Genomic DNA, 17,253 nt, shown 5'->3' with positions numbered 1-17,253 from the left:
TCCGCTCGGCGTTTTCGGCAATTCGGTGACAAATTCGACTTCGCGCGGGTATTCATGTTTGGATAAGCGCGTTTTGACGAACAAGGACAGCTCTTCGGCCAGCTCGTCCGACGGCGCAAAGCCTTCTCTGAGCACGACAAACGCTTTGACGATTTCCCCTTTGACGGGATCCGGCTTCCCGACGGCGGCTGCTTCGACGACAGCCGGATGCTCAAGGAGGCAGCTTTCAATTTCAAACGGCCCGATGCGGTAGCCGGCGCTCGAGATGATGTCGTCCGCCCGTCCTTGGAACCAGAAATACCCGTCTTCGTCTTTTGTCGCCAAATCGCCGGTCAAAAACCACTTGCCGACGAGCCGCTCGGCGGTTTTTTCAGGGTCTTTCCAATACCCCTTAAAGACGTTTGGGATCGAGTCGGTGTTAAAGGCAATTTGTCCGACTTCGCCGTCGGCGACTGGGGTTCCATTCTCATCGAGCAGGGCCACGTCAAAGCCCGGCAGCGGCCATCCCATCGAGCCTGGCCGGATTTCCATCTCGGCGGCGTTGAAGTTTCCGATCAGCATCAACGTTTCCGACAAGCCATAATGGTCATGGATCGTAACGCCCAAATGCTCTTGGAAAAAGCGGATGACTTCCGGATTGAGCGGCTCGCCGGCCGAGCTCATGGCGCGCACGTTCAGTTGATAGCGGCGAATGACGTCCGCGCCGGCCGCCGCCATCGCCCGATACGCGGTCGGGGCGTACGCGAAATTGGTCACCCGGTATTTTTCCATCAAGGAATAGCACGTCTCCGGCTTAAACGGCCCTTCGTAAAAGACGATCGGCACACCAAAGGCCATCGGCGCGAAGGTGCAAAAGATCAGCCCGTACGCCCAGCCCGGATCCGCCCCGCCGAAAAAGACATCGTCATCGCGCAGGCCAATCGCATAGCGCATATACGGATAAATGTTGATGAGCACGTTATGCGGCCACATGGCGCCTTTTGGCATCCCGGTCGAGCCGGACGTATACTGAATCGCGAGCAGATCGTCGACCGTCGTTTCTTCGATCGAGTGCTCAGTCGGCATCGATGAAAGCGTTTCCCAAAATGGCTGGTCTTGATCATGAGACGATCCGTCAATGACAAAAATGTGCTCCAATGTCGGCATGTTGTCCCGCGGCGGCAGTTTGGCGCGCTGTTCCTTGTTCGTCAAGAGGACTTTCGCCTCGGAATGATTGATGCGATATTCAATCGCCTGCGGGCCAAACGCGGTAAAGAGCGGCACATACACGGCGCCGACTTTCCAAGCCGCCAAAATGTAGACGACAAGGGCCGGGTTTTTCGGCATCAGCGCGCAGACGCGATCCCCTTTTTTCACGCCCAGCTTGCGGAACACGTTCGCCATTTGGTTCGACCAATCGCGCAATTGCCGATAGGTGATCGTTTTTTGCTCTCCTAAAGCGTTTTCATAAAACAGCGCAATGCGATTCGGATCCTCGGCATACCGGTCGCATACTTCGTGGGCGGCGTTGAACCGTCCGCGCGGATCGCCGTCGTAGTGGGCGAATGCCTGATCCCAAGAAAACGATTGAATGATAGAAGCGGGTGATAGATGGTTGGCCATGTCTGATCCCTCCGTTGTGTGAAAAGGAGTCAAATCAATAATAATTGAAATAAAAATAAAATTCAATATATTTTTGGCGGATAATAAATGGAAATCGTTTGAGAAAGGGGATAGAATGAAAAAAGAGGAGCTCTCCAGCTTGAGTGCTCCTCTTCAATCGCCAAGAAAGCTTTCGTTTGCGACAGCGTATCCTTCGTCATCGCGGCGGAATCCGCCGCATCAATCCTCGATCTTCTCGTCAAAATTGTTGCGGCCGCATGGTTTGTCTGCCGTCTTCAAAAAGGGGACAAGCGGCATCGGCGCTCATTTGTTATGGGGTGTTATGGTTTTTCGACCCGCTTTTTTCCGTGTCGGCGATGAAACGGATGGAGCAATGCGATACCAAATCCATAAATCGTTGACGATCGAAGCGAGCTCGGCGATGTCAGCATTGAGCTGGCACGAGCGCGCAAAATCCGCTTCTTGGCCGAGCGCGTCTTGTTTTTCGTTGATTTCCCGCTCCAGTTCGGCGATGCGGTCGGGGATCAAGCCGCGGATCGTTTCCCATTCCAGTAAAATCGCCTCTTGTTCGTTTGGGCTGTAGTCCTCCCAAGGCTTGTCCAGATGCGGCAGGCGGATGCCGAGCCGTTTGTCTTCGATGAAGATGCCGTTCATCCTCATGGCCTCCTTTTCTTCTATTATACGAAACGTCCCCATAGAGCGTGGTGGAATTTTTATGCTTTTTCAGGAATACGTATTGAAAAATGATCCGAAAGCTGATAAAGTGATAATGTATTAAATTTGAATATTTATTTATGTTTAAGTATATTTATTTGACAAGAGAGGAGAACGACCATGGCAAATCCGAAATTGGTGCTGGCATACTCTGGTGGTTTAGATACATCAGTTGCGATCAAGTGGCTTCAGGAGCGCGGCTATGATGTGATCGCGTGCTGCTTGGACCTTGGCGAAGGGAAAGACCTCGATTTCGTGAAAGAAAAAGCGCTCAAAGTCGGCGCGATGAAATCGTACGTGATCGACGTCAAAGACGAGTTTGCGAACGAGTATGCACTCATCGCCTTGCAGGCGAACGCGTTGTACGAAGGGAAATATCCGCTCGTTTCGGCGCTGTCGCGTCCGCTCATCGCGAAAAAACTCGTTGAAATCGCCGAGCTTGAAGGCGCGGTGGCGGTGGCCCACGGCTGCACGGGGAAAGGGAACGACCAAGTGCGCTTTGAAGTGTCGATCAAAGCGCTCAATCCAGATTTGGACGTGATCGCCCCGGTGCGCGAGTGGAGCTGGTCGCGCGAGGAAGAAATCGAATACGCGAAAAAGCACGGCATTCCAATTCCGGTTGACCTTGACAGCCCGTTTTCCATCGACCAAAACTTGTGGGGACGAAGCAACGAGTGCGGCATTTTGGAAGACCCGTGGGCGGCGCCGCCGGAAGAGGCGTATGAGCTGACGGCTTCGCTTGAGAACGCGCCGGATGTGCCGGATGTCATCGAGATCGGCTTTGAACAAGGCGTGCCGGTGACGTTAAACGGGAAGGCGTATCCGCTTGCGCAATTGATTTTGGAGCTGAATGCGTTGGCCGGCAAGCATGGCGTCGGCCGCATCGACCACGTCGAAAACCGCCTTGTCGGCATCAAGTCGCGCGAAGTGTACGAATGCCCAGGGGCGATCACGCTCATTAAAGCGCATAAAGAGCTGGAAGACTTGACATTGGTGAGAGAAGTCGCCCATTTCAAACCGATCATCGAACAAAAAATCGCCGAAGTCATTTACAACGGCCTTTGGTTCTCACCGCTGAAAGACGCGTTGGTCGCGTTTTTGAAAGAAACGCAGAAAAACGTCACCGGCGTCGTGCGCGTGAAGCTGTTTAAAGGCCATGCGATCGTCGAAGGGCGCAAATCGCCGTTCTCGCTCTATGATGAAAAATTGGCAACATACACGTCCGAAGATGAATTTGACCATCAAGCGGCGGTCGGATTCATTTCGCTGTACGGCCTGCCGACGAAAGTGCACAGCATCGTGAACAAGCAAAACAAGGCGTCAGTGCCGACCGGCCAATGAAGGAAAATGAAGGGAACTTCATGAAAGGAAGGAGGAAGTCGCATTCCTCTGCGGCGAGATTCGTGAAAAAGCTTTGGGGCGGACGGTTTACGAAAACAGCGGAAGAATGGGTCGACGAGTTTGGCGCGTCGATCCCATTCGACCAAGAGCTCGTTGAAGAAGACATTGAAGGCAGCCTTGCCCATGTGACGATGCTTGGCGAATGCGGCATCCTGCCTGAAGGCGATGTAGAGCAGATCAAAGGCGGGCTCATCCGCCTGTTGGAAAAGGCGAAGCAAGGGGAGCTCAAATTTTCCATTGCCTACGAGGACATTCATTTAAACATTGAAAAAATGCTCATCGACGACATCGGACCGGTCGGCGGCAAGCTGCACACTGGACGGAGCCGGAACGACCAAGTGGCGACCGATATGCATCTATACTTGCGCAAGCGGGTTGAAGAGATTCTCGGCCTCATCCGCGGGATGCAGCGGGCGCTTGTCGCTCAAGCCGAAAAGCATGTCGAAACGATCATGCCCGGATATACGCATTTGCAGCGGGCGCAGCCGATTTCGTTCGCCCACCATCTGCTGGCTTATTTTTGGATGCTCGAGCGCGACTATGAGCGGTTTTCCGAGTCGCAAAAGCGCATCAACCGCTCGCCGCTCGGCGCCGGGGCGCTCGCCGGGACGACGTTTCCGATCGACCGGCATCGGACGGCGGAGCTTTTGGGCTTTGCCGATATTTACGAAAACAGCCTCGATGCGGTGAGCGACCGCGACTTCATCATCGAGTTTTTAAGCAACAGTTCGATGCTCATGATGCACCTGTCGCGGTTGGCCGAGGAGTTGATTCTTTGGTCAAGCCAAGAGTTTCAGTTCATTGAGCTGGATGATGCGTTTGCGACCGGCAGCAGCATCATGCCGCAAAAGAAAAACCCGGACATGGCCGAACTCATCCGCGGCAAAACCGGCCGCGTGTACGGCCACTTGATGGCGCTCCTCACGGTGATGAAAGGGCTGCCGCTTGCTTACAATAAAGATATGCAAGAAGATAAAGAAGGCATGTTTGATACAGTAAAGACGGTCATCGGGTCGCTGAAAATTTTCACCGGTATGATTGAGACGATGAACGTGCGCACGGACGTGATGGAGCGGGCGACGAAACAAGACTTTTCAAACGCGACCGAGCTTGCCGATTACTTGGCCGCGAAAGGGGTCCCGTTCCGTGAGGCGCATGAAATCGTCGGCAAGCTCGTCTTGCATTGCATCGAACAAGGCGTCTTTTTGGCTGATTTGCCGCTTGACGTGTACAAAGAAGCGTCGCCGCTTTTTGAAGAAGACATTTATGACGCCTTGCACCCGCGCACGGCCGTCAACCGCCGCAACAGCGCCGGCGGCACCGGTTTTGCCGAAGTGCGCGCGGCGCTGGCGAAGGCGAAACAGTTGCTTAGCACCCCGTAACGGCGGGGTGTTCTTTTTTGACCGTCACATGTTTTCGCATCGGACAAGGAAGTTTTTCGGTCCATCTGCTTCATGTGACGAAGACATTATTCTTTCGGCGTCCTTACAACGAGCACATCGCATTTCGCATGGCGGACGATGTTTTCGGAAACGCTGCCGATCAAGAGCCGTTCGACAGCGTTTAAACCGGTCGCCCCGCAAACGATGAGATCGGCTTTGTATTTCGGAGCGACGTCTTTGGCGATTTTCACTTTCGGCGAGCCGAATTCGACCGCGATGTCCACATCGTCGAGCCCGGCGGCGATGGCTTCGTTTTTATACCGTTCCAGAAGTTCGTTCGCATATTGCTCCGACCGTTCGGCGAGGGCGTAATCGTGCGCTTCCACGGTTGTGAACCCGCGCAAATCGATGATGTGGGACAAAATGAGTTTCGCTCCGTTTCGCTTGGCGATTTGGATCGCTTTTTTCAACGCCCATTCCGCTTCTTTCGAGCCATCGACGGCGACGACGATCGTTTGGTAGGTCATGGTCATGTTCTCCCCTCCCTTTGGTTAAAAATGCTATCTCTATATATGGTATACCCATCGCCCTTTGACGAGAAACTAGGCCATATATTGAGATTTTGTGAACAGGGGAGGAAGAGCAATGGAAAAGCGGTATAACGACTGGCAGTACGATGAGGAGGAAGTGCGGACGATCACCGAGCAAATTACCGAGTCGTATGAAAGCGGCATTGTTGACGAGGATGAATCGTATTACGACCCGCGCCGCGAAGTCGGCGAATAGCCATAGCGCCTGCGCGTTATGGTTATTTTTTTGTATTCGCTCCGGTTTGTAGTAAAGTAAAAATGAGACAGCAAATCGCGACGAGGAGGGAGAAGGGTGCGGCACGCCTTGATTACGGCCGGAGCGAAAGGATTGGGGAGAAAAGTGACCGAGCTGCTGCTTGATAAAGGCTACTCGGTGACGGTGAACTACCGGAGCGATGAACAGGCGGTGCGCTCGCTTGCCGAGAAGTACCGCGGCGCCGCTGACCGCCTCCAGTTTGTGCAGGGAGATGTGACGGACAAAAACGATTTAGCGGCGCTTGTGGACGCCGCCATGGAGCGGTTTGGCCGCATTGACTGCCTCATCAACAATGCAGGGCCGTACATTTTTGAACGGAAAAAGCTGGCCGATTATACGGAAAACGAATGGTACGAAATGATTGAAGGCAATTTGAGCTCGGTCTTCCATTTAGTGAGAAGGACGATCCCGATTATGCGAAAACAACGGTTTGGCCGCATCATTACGTACGGATTTCAAGGAGCGGCGGATGCCCCGGGCTGGGTGCACCGTTCGGCGTTCGGCGCGGCGAAAGTCGGGCTTGTATCGCTGACGAAAACGATCGCCCTGGAAGAGGCGGAATATGGCATTACCGCCAATATGGTGTGCCCAGGCAATATTGTCGGCGCCATGAAAGAGGCGGGGATCGCCGACGCCCGCGCCAGGCGGGATGCGGAAACGCCGGTCGGACGCCCGGGGACTGGTGAAGATATCGCCCGCGTGATCGCGTTTTTATGCGAGGACGACTCGGATTTCATCACCGGCGCCGTCATTGACGTCACCGGCGGAGCGAACGTCATTTACCGCCACCTTTTCCGTTGAGAACAGCGCCTCCTCCTTTTTCGTTTGCTTTTGCGCGAAACGGGGCACAATAAAAGAAGAAGCGGGAAGGAAAAAGGAGGAAAAAGTAATGAAGATCGGCATTCCAAAAGAAATCAAAAACAATGAAAACCGCGTCGCCATCACTCCGGCAGGCGTGATGACGCTCGTCAAAGCGGGGCATGACGTGTATGTGGAGACGGAAGCCGGCGCTGGGTCGGGTTTTTCCGATTCCGAGTATGAAAAAGCCGGGGCAGTGATCGTGACGAAAGCGGAAGATGCCTGGGCGGCGGAGATGGTGTTGAAAGTGAAAGAACCGCTGGCTGAGGAGTTCCGCTATTTTCGCCCCGGATTGATTTTGTTTACGTATTTGCATTTAGCCGCGGCCGAAGCGCTCACGAAAGCGCTCGTCGAGCAAAAAGTGGTCGGCATCGCTTACGAGACGGTGCAGCTTGCGAACGGCTCGCTGCCGCTGTTGACGCCGATGAGTGAAGTCGCCGGCCGCATGTCGGTGCAAGTCGGCGCCCAGTTTCTCGAGAAGCCGCACGGCGGGAAAGGCATTTTGCTTGGCGGCGTGCCCGGGGTGCGGCGCGGCAAAGTGACGATCATCGGCGGCGGCACAGCGGGGACGAACGCGGCGAAAATCGCGGTCGGCCTCGGGGCGGACGTGACGATTTTGGACATTAACGCCGAGCGGCTGCGCGAGCTCGATGATTTGTTCGGCGACCAAGTGACGACGTTGATGTCCAACTCGTATCATATCGCCGAGTGCGTGCGCGAATCCGATTTGGTCGTCGGCGCCGTCTTGATCCCGGGGGCGAAAGCGCCGAAGCTTGTGACGGAAGAGATGGTGCGCTCGATGACGCCAGGCTCGGTGTTGGTCGACGTCGCCATTGACCAAGGCGGCATTTTTGAAACGACCGACCGCGTCACGACGCACGACGATCCGACATACGTCAAGCACGGCGTCGTCCATTACGCTGTCGCGAACATGCCGGGCGCTGTGCCGCGTACGTCAACATTCGCGCTTACGAACGTCACGATCCCATACGCCTTGCAAATCGCCAACAAAGGCTACCGCGCCGCGTGCTTGGATAACCCGGCGCTGTTAAAAGGGATCAACACGCTCGACGGGCACATCGTGTACGAAGCGGTCGCGGCGGCGCACAACATGCCGTATACGGATGTTCATTCGTTGCTGCAGGGATGAAACAATGAAGATGGAGCCGCCTTGATGGCGATGAGAAAACAAAGCTGTCCGAATCGGCTTGGGGATCGGGCCGGTGGACAGCTTTTTTGATGCGCTCATTCGCGGCAGCTTTTGCCAATGGCCTCTCTCGTTAAACAATGATCAACTCCTTCGAAAACGACGTCAACACCTCAACCCCATGATCCGTGACCGCGACGTCGTCTTCAATGCGCACGCCGCCGATGGATGGGACGTAAATGCCTGGTTCGATTGTAAACACCATGCCGGGGGCGAGCGGTTCGTTGTTGGCGCCATGAAGCGATGGGTATTCGTGGATCTCGATCCCTAAGCCGTGCCCGACGCGGTGGGTGAAATAGTCTCCGTAGCCGGCTTGTTCGATGACGTTTCGGGCGGCGCGGTCGATCTCGCCCATCGCGGTTTGCGGGCGGCAGGCGTCGATCGCCGCCTGCTGGGCGCGCCGAACGGTATCGTAAATGAGCCGCTGTTCGTCGCTTGCCGTCTGACAGACGACGGTGCGGGTAATGTCGGAGCAATACCCATCGACGATGACGCCCAAATCGAACAGCACGAAATCGCCTGGTGCGACCGCCGCCGTTCCCGGCACGCCGTGCGGATCGGCTGATTTTGCGCCCGTGAGCACGGTCGTGGGAAACGACATCCCTTCAACGCCGAGTTTTTTCAGCTCATATTCAATAACGGCGACAAGTTCGAGCTCTGTCACGCCCGGGCGGATGGCCGAGACGCCGATTTCGATCGCTTTGTCGGCAAGTTCCGCCGCCTGGCGCAACACCTTCATTTCCTGCTCATCCTTGATCAGGCGAAGCTGGCGCAGCTTTTCTTCGGCGTCGTGCCACTTGGCGTTTGGAAACAATGCCGAGAGACGCTCGAAACGGGCGAACGACAAATGGTTTTTCTCGATGGCAATCAAGCCGGGTTTTGCGCCGCGCGCTTCGAGATGGCGCCCGATCTCTTCCCATGGGTCGGTGCTGTCGTCGTAGCCGATCACCGTATACCCAAAGCCGCTCCGGCGGGCGCGCGGGACTTCCATTTGCGGACAGACGAGCGCGGGCTCGCTGTCAGGGAAAACAAGCAATGCAAGCAGCCGCTCGTGTGGATCGCAAAAAAAGCCGCTCAAATAAAAAACGTTGGCGCTTGACGTAATGAAGGCAAATGAATCATCATGATGTTGAAGCCATGATGAAAAAGCATCCAGCCGTTGGTTCATCGTTCCCTTCCTTCCTTTTTTCGTGATCGTCCATTTTGAGCGTATCAAGAAACGGGCCGTTTGTAAATGGACAGGAGGGAAAAGAAGGGAATGGATGGGCGGCGGCGAATCATGTGTAGTGGAAAGGAGAGATGTGACGATGAAAATCAGCTACCATGGCCATTCGGTCGTCCGCATTGAGACGAACGGAAAAACGATTTTGATCGACCCGTTCATCACCGGCAATACGACGACCGATTTGAACGCGGCGGATGTGAAAGCGGATGTCATTTTGTTGACGCACGGGCACGGGGATCATGTCGGCGATACGGTTGAAATCGCCAAGCGGAACAACGCCCTTGTCGTGGCCACATTTGAGCTGGCGACGTATTTAAGCTGGCAAGGCGTCGAGACGTTTGGCATGAACATCGGCGGGGCGCGCGAATTTGACTTTGGCACGGTCAAGTTCACGCAGGCGTTCCACAGCTCCGGGTTTGTGACGGACGACAAGCAAATCATTTATTTAGGCATGCCGACCGGCATTTTGTTCACGTCCGAAGGCAAAACGATCTATCATGCCGGCGATACCGGGCTGTTTTCCGACATGAAGCTGATCGGCGAGCGCCATAACATCGATGTCGCCTTTTTGCCGATTGGGGACAGCTTCACGATGGGGCCGGAAGACGCGGCGGTCGCCGCCCAGTGGCTCGGGGCGAAACTCGTCGTGCCGATCCATTACAACACGTTCCCGCCGATCACCCAAGACCCCGAGCGGTTCGTCTCGCTCCTTCCGCCGGGCGTCGGCCGCGCGTTGAAACCGGGGGAAAGCATCGAGCTGTAACAGAGGCGCTCTTCCCGCTTTGGGAAGGGCGCTTTATGATGGCCGGCGCGACCGTTGAATCCCCGCCGCCAGGCCCGTTATAATGAAAGTAACAAACGCGTAAAGGGTGAAGAACCGTTGGCGACAAAACACGAGCAAATTTTGGAATACATCCACCGGCTGCCGATCGGCGAGAAAATTTCTGTCCGGCAGATCGCCAAGGAAATGGGCGTAAGCGAAGGGACGGCGTACCGGGCGATCAAGGACGCCGAGAACAAAGGGTATGTGAGCACGATTGAACGCGTCGGCACGATCCGGATTGAGAAGAAACGGAAGGAAAACATTGAGAAGCTTACGTACGCCGAGGTTGTCAACATTGTGGACGGCCAAGTGCTTGGCGGACGTGAAGGGCTGCATAAGACGCTCAACCGTTTTGTCATCGGCGCAATGCAGCTGGAGGCGATGATGCGCTATACGGGCGCAGGGGATTTGCTTATCGTCGGCAACCGGACGAAGGCGCACGAGCTGGCGCTTCAGGCGGGGGCGGCCGTGCTCATCACCGGCGGGTTTTACACGGCCGACCACGTGAAAAAGCTCGCCGATGAGCGGCAGCTGCCGATCATTTCGACGAGCTATGACACGTTTACGGTCGCGACGATGATCAACCGGGCGATTTACGACCAGCTCATCAAAAAAGAAATTGTGTTGGTCGAGGATATTCTCATTCCGCTTGACAAAACAGCGTACTTGCGCGTCCATGATCCGATTGAGCGGTGGTATGCGTTGAACAAAGAGACGCGCCATAGCCGGTTCCCGGTCGTCGATGATGAGCTGAAAGTGCAAGGGGTTGTGACGGCAAAAGACGTGCTGGATGTCGACCGGCAGCTGCCGATCGAAAAGGTGATGACGAAGCAGCCGATTACGGTGAACGGAAAAACGTCAGTGGCGTTTGCTTCTCATATTATGGTATGGGAAGGAATTGAGCTTCTCCCGGTGGTGGATGACTATAACCGGCTGCAAGGGATCATCAGCCGCCAAGACGTGTTAAAAGCGCTGCAAATGGCGCAGCGCCAGCCGCAAGTCGGGGAGACGATCGATGATCTCATCACCGCCCAGTTTCGTGAGTCAGGCGACAAAGAAACGCTGTTTCGCTGCACGATCACGCCGCAGATGACGAACTATTTAGGGACGCTCTCGTACGGCGTGTTTACGACGATCGTCACCGAAGCGGCGGCGCGCATGCTTCGCGCGTACAAACGCGGCGATTTGGTGATGGAAAATATCACGATTTACTTCATCAAGCCGGTGCAAATCGACAGCACGGTCGACGTGCGGGCAAAGCTTTTAGAGCTCGGGCGCAAGTTCGGGAAAGTGGATGTCGAAGTGTATAACGAAGGCGATCTTGTCGGCAAAGCGATGATGATGTGCCAGCTGATCGACCGATAAACGGTAAAGGAAAAAAAGGATGTCCACTTCCTTATGGGAACATCCTTTTCCTTTATCGTTGACCGGCGCATACGCCAAACGGCATTACCCTTGTTTTGCCGCTTCCTTTGCCTCTTCGACCGCCTGCGGCAGATAGCAGCGGTAGGCGCGGTAGCCGGCCCAAACGCTCCCGAAGCCTAAGGCGATAAAAATGGCGCAGATGATATAGGTCACGGTTGTCTGATACAAAAACAATTGGTTGATCCCGAACAAGGCAACGAACAGTCCAAGCGCCATGCTCGATTTCGCTGAGAGAAAGCGGCGTTCCATCGGGCGCTGGGAGCGGACGTAGCGGATTTTATAATAGACGTAAAACGAAAAGGAAAATATAATGAAAATAACCAAGGCTGGCATGGTTGGGTCCCTCCGTTGTTCATTTCTTTTTTCATTGTACATAGAAGCAGGGAAAAATGCCAGCGGTTGAATATGACAGGTGACTAAAGGGGAAGAACGAATGAAACCGGTTCATCAACAAATTCTTGATGCGATTCGTGAATTTGACACGATCATCATCCACCGCCATGTTCGCCCGGACCCGGACGCGTACGGGTCGCAAGGCGGGTTGGCGGCGTTGCTTCGGGCGTCGTTTCCGGAAAAACGAGTGTATGCGGTGGGGACCGATGACCCATCGTTATCATTTTTACGACAAATGGATGTCATTGACGATGCCGTTTATGAACAGGCGCTTGTGATCGTCTGCGATACAGCCAATGAGGAGCGGATTTGCGACAGCCGCTATCGGCTCGGGCGAAAGCTCATTAAAATTGACCATCACCCGAACGACACGCCGTATGGCGACATTATGTGGGTCGATACCGCCGCCAGTTCGACAAGCGAGATGATTTATGAGTTTTATTTGGCGGGGAAAGAGGAAGGGTTGACGATGACCGCTGAGGCGGCGCGTCTCATTTACGCCGGCATTGTCGGCGATACGGGCCGCTTTTTGTTTCCGCGCACAAGTGAAAAAACGTTCCGCTACGCTGGGGAGCTCATTTCGTACGGTTTTTCGCTGACGGAATTGTACGACGGATTGTATCGGACGAGCTTGCCGCTCGCCCGCTTAAGCGGTTATGTGTTGTCGAACTTTATGATCGAGGAAGGGGTGGCGGCTGTGAAAATGCCGCGGGCGCTGCTTGGGGAATACGGCGTCACCCCGCTTGAGGCGTCGCAACTCGTCAGTTTGCTCGGCAATATTGACGGCATTGTCGCCTGGGTGTTTTTCATTGAGGAAGAACGGGAAATCCGCGTCCGCTTCCGTTCCAAAGGGCCGGTCATCAATGTGGTCGCCAAACGCTACGGCGGCGGCGGCCATCCGCTCGCAGCCGGTGCGTCCATTGCTTCTTGGGAGGAAGCGGATCGCGTGATTGAAGACGTAAAAGCGGTTTGCCGGGCTGAGCGGTGACGGAAACGGGTGGTTTTAAAAAGTTGTTGTTTCAAATGAAGCGTCATGTTGATAGGAGAAGGCGTCCCGAAGGCTTTCGGGACACCCTCTTTTCCCGCAAGACGCGCTTGTTTGGCACTCCACCGCGGCGGAATGGGGTGGCAAGGTGCGCTCTACGGAAGCGGCGTCAGTTTCACTTCGACGGCCAACAAGGTAAAGATCGTGAGTGTGTGAAGTTCAAGCCGGTATGTCTTCTCGTGGATCGTATACGTTTTGTTTTCAATTGCCCGCTCAATCAGTTCGCGGCTGTTGTACACTGTTTCGATATCTTTCGCAATCAAATGGGACAAATCTTCTTTGACGCTGTCTTCAATGCGAAACGTCGTGTATGAATCAAGTTTATATTGCTCGGCGTTGGCGAGATGGACGGAAACGTCCTGCACGGTCAGCTTTTTTTTCATTTCCTTATTGTAATGAATATAGTCTTCCTGCCAAATGCGAATTTCGTTTTGCAAATCGGCGATCTGTTCGTTGAGCTCATTGACGTGTTGCACTTGTTTTTCCTGCAAGACGCCGAAAATATACAAAAAGACAAACCAACTGATGAGCGCTCCGATCGCCGCGCCGGCGAAAAAGCGCTGCCATGACGGGTATTGGTAATACGGAGGAATTCTCATGGCGAAATGTGCTCCTGCGTCAGCCACGTGATGATCGCCACTCCGGTCTGTGCTCCGCCCATGGCGGACAAAATGAGCAAAAATTGCCGCACGATGTCTTTCGTTTCCCCTAAAAACAGCCCTCGCTCAACGACGTAAAACGTGTCAAACGTCCCGCCGATGGCGGCGACGACCGCCCAAATGCGCAAATCGCCGGCAAATCGGTACATGGCCGTCAGCGGCTGGCCGCCGCTCAAAAACGCGCCGAGCGCGCCGATGATGGCGCCGCCAAGCAGCACGCCGACGGCGATAAAATAGCTTTGAATAAACGCCGGCAAGAAGGCCGCTTTTTCGTTCATGCGTTTCCCCGCCCTTTCTTTCTCTCTTATCTATGTATATCAATAGGGTGGACGGAGTATGTAGCCGAAAGAAAAGTTTTCGCCCGTCAAGCGCACGGATGAGGGAGGGATGGTCATGATGTTCGTCCACTTGCATGTGTTGAGCGGATACAGTTTGTTTCAAAGTGCAGCGGCGGTGGAGGCGCTTGCAGCGAGGGCGAAACAGCTCGGCTATCAAGCGCTCGCGCTCACGGACCGGAATGTGTTGTATGGCGCTATTCCGTTTTACCGGGAATGCAAGCAGAACGGCATTCGCCCGATTATCGGCGTGACGGCTGATGTCGCTCTTTCTGGGGAGGAAGCGTTCCCGCTCGTGCTGTTGGCCGCCAATGAAGAGGGGTATCGCCATTTGCTTGAAATCAGCACCATGATACAAATGGGGGAAACAAAGCATATGGAGGAAGCCGCTCTTGTACGCTTAAGCGGCGGCATCATCGCCATCACTCCCGGAAGCGAGGGACGCGTCGAGTCGCTTGTGGCCGCCGGCGAATGGGAGCGGGCGAAAGAGGCGCTTGGCCGCTATCATCAGCTGTTTCCAGGACGGCTGTATGTCGCCGTTCAGCGCGGCGAGCAAACGCGAGCCTCATATGAAGCCGGGTTGTTGCAGCTGGCGGAGGAAACCGGCGTCCCGATCGTGGCGACGAACGACGTCCGTTACGTGGAGCGCAGCGATGCCGTGGCGTGGCGTTGCTTGCAGGCCATCGGCCGCGGCGCGTTGCTCGCTGACATTGAGGACGATAACGGCCGCTATTTGGCGGGGCCAGAGGAGATGGCGCGCCGGTTTGCGGACTTGCCGGAGGCGCTCGAGAACAGCCTGGCGATCGCCGATCAATGCGAGCTGCAGATCGAGTTTGGCGGTTGGCGGCTGCCGGCGTATCCCGTTCCGGACGGAGAGACGGCCGACAGTTATTTGCGCCTCTTATCGGAACAAGGGCTCGCCCGACGCGTGCCGTCGGCCGATGAGCGCTACTGGCGTCGGCTTTCGCATGAGCTGGATGTGATTCAGTCGCTTCATTTCAGCGACTATTTTTTGATCGTCGCCGATGTGCTCGCCTACGCCCGCCGGCGCGGCATCTTAACCGGCCCGGGCCGCGGTTCGGCGGCCGGGTCGCTTGTCGCCTACGCATTGTCGATCACCGATGTCGATCCGATCAAGTATGGGCTTTTGTTTGAACGGTTTTTAAATCCGGAGCGGGCGTCGGTGCCGGATATTGACTTGGATTTTCCTGATGGCCGGCGCGAAGAAGTGATTCGCTATGTGGCGGATAAATACGGGCGCGACCGCGTTGCGCAAATCATTACGTTCGGTACGTTCGGCGCCAAAGCGGCGCTGCGCGAGACGGCCAAAGCGCTTGGCGTCCCTGGGCGGGAGGCGGAACAGGTCGCGGCGCTGCTGCCGAGCAAACAAAGTGTGACGCTCCGCCAATGGCATGCCGAGTCCGCCGCTTTTCGGCGCGCGGTGGCAGCGGTTCCGCAAGGGAGAGAGTGGCTGGCTGTTGCGCAAAAACTGGAAGGGCTGCCGCGCCATACGTCGATCCACGCTGCTGGTGTCATCATCAGCCCGGAGCCGCTCGTTCGCTTCGTGCCGCTGCAGCCAAGCCATGGCGAATGGCCGCTGACGCAATACGCGATGGGGGCGCTTGAAGCGCTTGGATTGCTGAAAATTGATTTTCTCGGTTTGCGCACGCTCACGTTGATCGAGCAGATCGTGCGTTTGATCGAGCGGCAGACAGGAAAGCCGTTTGACATCCGCACGTTGCCGCTCAATGATGAAAAAACGTACGCGCTGCTTGGCGCTGGAGATACAAACGGCATTTTTCAGCTGGAATCAAGCGGGATGAAGCGCGTGCTCGCCGAGCTGCGGCCGTCGCAATTGGAAGATGTCGTCGCCGTCAATGCCTTGTATCGGCCAGGGCCGATGCAAATGATCCCCGTTTACATCCGGCGCAAGCGCGGGGAAGAGCCGGTGTCCTATGCCCATCCTGATCTTGAGACGATTTTGGCGCCCACATACGGGGTGTTGATCTACCAGGAGCAAATTATGCAAATCGCCGCCCGGCTTGCCGGATTTTCGCTCGGACAAGCGGACGTGCTTCGCCGGGCGGTGGCGAAAAAAGAGAAAGCGCTGCTTGCTGAGCAGCGTCAGGCGTTTGTCGCCGGCTGCGTGGCGAACGGCTATCCGAAAGCAGTCGCCGAGGAACTGTACCGACACATCGTCCGCTTTGCCGATTACGGCTTCAACCGAAGCCACGCGGTCAGCTATGCGATGTTGTCGTATGCGATGGCGTATATGAAAGCTCATTACCCGCTTTGTTTTTATGCGGTCATGCTCACCAATGCTTCCGGCGACCGAGAAAAAGCGGCGGTATACTATTGGGAGGCGACGCGAAAAGGGATCAACGTCCTTTTGCCGTCGGTCAACAAAAGCGGTTTTCGCTCTTCCGTGGAGGGGAGCGCCATTCGCCTTGGGCTCGCGATGGTGAAGCAAGTCGGCTCGGCGGCGAAGCTGATTGTCGAGGAGCGGAAAGCGAACGGACCGTTTGCCGACTTCTTTGATTTCGCTGCTCGCCTGCTGCCAAAAGGGCTCGGGCGCCCGGCGCTCGAGGCGCTCATTTCCGTTGGGGCGTTTGACGAGTTCGGTGCAGATCGGGCTTCGCTTCTTGCCAGCATTGACATTGCGATCGAACATGCGCAATGGGTTCAGGCGCTGCAAGCCGGAGGGCTGTCGTTAAAACCGAAATATGCTGCCGCACATTCGTGGCCTTTGTCCGAACGGCGGCGGCGGGAAGCGGAGTTTCTTGGCTTCGCCGTCACCCCGCATCCGGCGGCGGTGTGCCGCCCGTTGCTGCAAGCGGCGGGGGCGGTGTGTGTTGCCGATGTACAAGGTCCGTCAACTGTAGTCGGGGGAGCGGTCGTCCGCATACGGAAAACGAGAACAAAGCAGGGTGAAGAAATGGCGTTTTTCACCGTCGGCGATGAGAGCGGGGAATTGGAGGCGGTGGCGTTTCCGAACGTTTACCGCCGCGCGGCGGACATATTGAAAGAAGGGCAGTTTGTATTGCTTGCCGGAACGATTGAGGTGCGCGGCGGACGGCGTCAGCTCATCATCCGCCGGGCCGAACGCTTGACGGCGTCGGCGTTGTATATCGACGCCAGCCGCCAAGACAAGGCGCGTCTTGCCGCGCTGAAGCCGCTGTTGGAACGACACCAAGGCCGCACTCCGGTGTATTTGTACGATGAAGCGAAGCGAAAGCTTCTCCGTCTTCCCGAGCGGTATGCGGCCGATCTCACCGCCCCGCTTGTCGATGAACTGCTTTCCTTGTTCAGCTTCGGACGCGTGGTCGTCAAGTAAATCG

Annotated in this window: 16 protein-coding genes; 9 read left to right on the top strand and 7 right to left on the bottom strand. The window is 55.7% G+C overall.

Going from position 1 to position 17,253, the window contains the following annotated elements:
- Together VU18_RS12020 and VU18_RS12015 are read right to left on the bottom strand one after the other, a co-directional pair.
- A partial coding sequence (locus tag VU18_RS12020) for an acyl-CoA synthetase (protein WP_047758231.1) occupies positions 1 to 1,602 on the bottom strand: 1,602 nt, incomplete at its 3' end.
- Between the two features lie 303 nt (positions 1,603 to 1,905).
- A complete protein-coding gene (locus tag VU18_RS12015; protein ID WP_011232232.1) occupies positions 1,906 to 2,256 on the bottom strand; it encodes a hypothetical protein in 351 nt (116 codons plus the stop codon).
- Positions 2,257 to 2,436: 180 nt separating this feature from the next.
- Between VU18_RS12015 and VU18_RS12010 the strand changes: the two genes are divergently transcribed.
- Both VU18_RS12010 and argH read left to right on the top strand, forming a co-directional pair.
- Entirely contained in the window at positions 2,437 to 3,657 is a 1,221-nt protein-coding gene (locus tag VU18_RS12010; RefSeq protein ID WP_011232231.1) for an argininosuccinate synthase, read from the top strand.
- Positions 3,658 to 3,719: 62 nt separating this feature from the next.
- Positions 3,720 to 5,099, top strand: a complete 1,380-nt coding sequence (gene argH / locus VU18_RS12005; RefSeq protein ID WP_021322121.1) for an argininosuccinate lyase — start codon at positions 3,720 to 3,722, stop codon at positions 5,097 to 5,099.
- 86 nt (positions 5,100 to 5,185) lie between these two features.
- Here the strand turns inward: argH and VU18_RS12000 are convergent, their stop codons facing one another.
- A complete protein-coding gene (locus VU18_RS12000) occupies positions 5,186 to 5,632 on the bottom strand; it encodes a universal stress protein (protein ID WP_021322122.1) in 447 nt (148 codons plus the stop codon).
- A gap of 112 nt (positions 5,633 to 5,744) precedes the next feature.
- Here VU18_RS12000 and VU18_RS18385 point away from each other — a divergent pair, with 112 nt between their 5' ends.
- The 3 genes from VU18_RS18385 (at position 5,745) to ald (ending at position 7,953) form a co-directional block, all read left to right on the top strand.
- Positions 5,745 to 5,885: a hypothetical protein gene (locus tag VU18_RS18385; protein WP_011232228.1), complete on the top strand. Its 141-nt coding sequence runs from the start codon at positions 5,745 to 5,747 to the stop codon at positions 5,883 to 5,885.
- A gap of 96 nt (positions 5,886 to 5,981) precedes the next feature.
- Positions 5,982 to 6,746 carry an SDR family oxidoreductase gene (locus tag VU18_RS11995; RefSeq protein WP_011232227.1) on the top strand — a complete coding sequence of 255 codons (765 nt, stop codon included), beginning with the start codon at positions 5,982 to 5,984 and terminating at the stop codon, positions 6,744 to 6,746.
- 88 nt (positions 6,747 to 6,834) lie between these two features.
- Entirely contained in the window at positions 6,835 to 7,953 is a 1,119-nt protein-coding gene (gene ald, locus VU18_RS11990) for an alanine dehydrogenase (RefSeq protein ID WP_011232226.1), read from the top strand.
- A gap of 130 nt (positions 7,954 to 8,083) precedes the next feature.
- Here ald and VU18_RS11985 read toward each other — a convergent pair whose 3' ends face one another.
- Positions 8,084 to 9,178 carry a Xaa-Pro peptidase family protein gene (locus VU18_RS11985; RefSeq protein ID WP_023633836.1) on the bottom strand — a complete coding sequence of 365 codons (1,095 nt, stop codon included), beginning with the start codon at positions 9,176 to 9,178 and terminating at the stop codon, positions 8,084 to 8,086.
- Positions 9,179 to 9,317: 139 nt separating this feature from the next.
- Between VU18_RS11985 and VU18_RS11980 the strand changes: the two genes are divergently transcribed.
- Complete coding sequence (locus VU18_RS11980; protein ID WP_047758148.1) at positions 9,318 to 9,998, top strand: metal-dependent hydrolase; 681 nt, start codon at positions 9,318 to 9,320, stop codon at positions 9,996 to 9,998.
- Positions 9,999 to 10,115: 117 nt separating this feature from the next.
- Positions 10,116 to 11,423 carry a CBS domain-containing protein gene (locus tag VU18_RS11975; protein ID WP_047758147.1) on the top strand — a complete coding sequence of 436 codons (1,308 nt, stop codon included), beginning with the start codon at positions 10,116 to 10,118 and terminating at the stop codon, positions 11,421 to 11,423.
- An 84-nt stretch (positions 11,424 to 11,507) separates the two neighbouring features.
- Here VU18_RS11975 and VU18_RS11970 read toward each other — a convergent pair whose 3' ends face one another.
- Positions 11,508 to 11,816, bottom strand: a complete 309-nt coding sequence (locus VU18_RS11970; protein WP_011232222.1) for a YtpI family protein — start codon at positions 11,814 to 11,816, stop codon at positions 11,508 to 11,510.
- Between the two features lie 100 nt (positions 11,817 to 11,916).
- Here VU18_RS11970 and VU18_RS11965 point away from each other — a divergent pair, with 100 nt between their 5' ends.
- Positions 11,917 to 12,864 carry a bifunctional oligoribonuclease/PAP phosphatase NrnA gene (locus tag VU18_RS11965; RefSeq protein ID WP_011232221.1) on the top strand — a complete coding sequence of 316 codons (948 nt, stop codon included), beginning with the start codon at positions 11,917 to 11,919 and terminating at the stop codon, positions 12,862 to 12,864.
- 152 nt (positions 12,865 to 13,016) lie between these two features.
- Here VU18_RS11965 and ytrI read toward each other — a convergent pair whose 3' ends face one another.
- Positions 13,017 to 13,520 carry a sporulation membrane protein YtrI gene (gene ytrI / locus VU18_RS11960; protein WP_014196532.1) on the bottom strand — a complete coding sequence of 168 codons (504 nt, stop codon included), beginning with the start codon at positions 13,518 to 13,520 and terminating at the stop codon, positions 13,017 to 13,019.
- Positions 13,517 to 13,858 carry a YtrH family sporulation protein gene (locus tag VU18_RS11955; RefSeq protein WP_011232219.1) on the bottom strand — a complete coding sequence of 114 codons (342 nt, stop codon included), beginning with the start codon at positions 13,856 to 13,858 and terminating at the stop codon, positions 13,517 to 13,519. Before VU18_RS11955 ends, ytrI begins: the two co-directional genes overlap by 4 nt.
- Positions 13,859 to 13,973: 115 nt before the next feature.
- On the opposite strand from VU18_RS11955, the gene dnaE reads away from it, so the two are divergent.
- A complete protein-coding gene (gene dnaE, locus VU18_RS11950) occupies positions 13,974 to 17,249 on the top strand; it encodes a DNA polymerase III subunit alpha (protein ID WP_047758146.1) in 3,276 nt (1,091 codons plus the stop codon).
- Positions 17,250 to 17,253 lie beyond the last annotated feature (4 nt).

Source organism: Geobacillus sp. ZGt-1 (assembly GCF_001026865.1).
Lineage (GTDB): Bacteria > Bacillota > Bacilli > Bacillales > Anoxybacillaceae > Geobacillus > Geobacillus thermoleovorans.
The sequence above is the reverse complement of the archived record's forward strand: the minus strand, read 5'-3'. Positions and strand labels throughout refer to the sequence as shown.